The sequence below is a fragment of the Brasilonema bromeliae SPC951 genome (genome assembly GCF_012912135.1).
Lineage (GTDB): Bacteria > Cyanobacteriota > Cyanobacteriia > Cyanobacteriales > Nostocaceae > Brasilonema > Brasilonema bromeliae.
In genome coordinates this window covers 587-2,048 of the sequence record NZ_QMEB01000398.1, presented here as the reverse complement: position 1 = coordinate 2,048, position 1,462 = coordinate 587, and the positions used below count along the sequence as shown (strand labels likewise).

General features: G+C 46.4%; 1 pseudogene. It reads left to right on the top strand.

Going from position 1 to position 1,462, the window contains the following annotated elements:
- Nucleotides 1-372: 372 nt before the first annotated feature.
- Nucleotides 373-1,462 (top strand): annotated as a pseudogene (groEL, locus tag DP116_RS27985) (chaperonin GroEL); the annotation flags it as partial.

The following is a 1,462-nucleotide window of genomic DNA, read 5'->3' as shown; positions in this document are numbered from 1 at the left end:
GTGTAAGGGTGTAAGGGTGTAAGGGGGGAAGAGAAACTATTACTAGGAGTTAGGAGTTAGGAGTTGGGAGTTAGGGGGAAGTTGGGAGTTGACGCCTAGATCCAAGTTTTGGGTTTCTCTTCCCCAAATCCCAAATCCCAATTCCTAATTTTTTGTACAGGAAAGCCCCGGAACCAATAAGGGTACCTCGACCCAGTGATTTATTCCCTACACCCCTACACCCTTACACCCTTACACCCTTACACCCTTACACCCCTACACCCTTACACCCCAACTTCAAGACGATTTTTGGGTAGCTTTGTCTAAAAGTGATTAGCACTCTTGACCAGTGAGTGCTAAATTGTCTATTGGAAGCGCTAGAGAACACAAAACATGGCAAAAATTATTGCATTTAATGAAGATTCGCGGCGGGCTTTAGAACGAGGCATCAACGCTCTTGCCGATGCTGTGAAAATTACCTTAGGACCAAAAGGTCGCAATGTTCTTTTGGAGAAAAAATTTGGAGCACCCCAAATTGTTAACGATGGTATCACCGTTGCCAAAGAAATTGAACTAGAAGACCCGTTAGAAAACACTGGCGCAAAACTGGTTCAGGAAGTGGCGTCAAAAACCAAAGATGTGGCTGGAGATGGTACCACGACTGCTACTGTGTTGGCGCAAGCGTTGATTCGCGAGGGTTTGAAGAATGTTGCCGCAGGTACCAACCCTATTGCCCTGAAGCGGGGAATTGACAAAACCGTTGAGGCGTTGGTAAAGGAAATTGCAGCAGTAGCAAAGCCAGTAGAAGGTGCGGCGATCGCCCAAGTTGCCACAGTCTCCGCTGGAAACGACGAAGAAGTCGGCAAAATGCTAGCTGAGGCGATGGAGAAAGTCACCAAAGACGGTGTGATCACTGTTGAAGAATCTAAGTCCCTGACAACGGATTTAGAAGTTGTAGAAGGGATGCAGATAGACAGAGGTTACATCTCCCCCTACTTCATCACCAACAACGAACGGTTGACGGTAGAATTTGAAAATGCCCGCATCCTGATTACTGATAAGAAAATCAGCAACATCCAAGAGTTAATTCCAGTTTTGGAAAAGGTCGCCCGTCTAGGTCAACCCTTGCTGATTATCAGTGAAGATGTAGAAGGGGAAGCTTTAGCAACTTTGGTTGTAAACAAAGCGCGGGGAGTGCTTGCTGTCGCCGCTATCAAAGCCCCTGGGTTTGGCGATCGCCGCAAAGCATTGTTGCAAGATATTGCCATTCTCACCAACGGACAGCTGATTTCTGAAGAAATTGGCTTAAGCTTGGATACCGCTTCTTTGGAAACCCTGGGAACTGCCCGGAAAATCACGATTGACAAAGAAAACACCACCATCGTTGCTGCTGGTGACAACACAAAAGCGGACGTGCAAAAGCGAATTGGTCAAATTCGTAAACAACTAGAAGAAACCGATTCAGACTACGATAGAGAAAAAC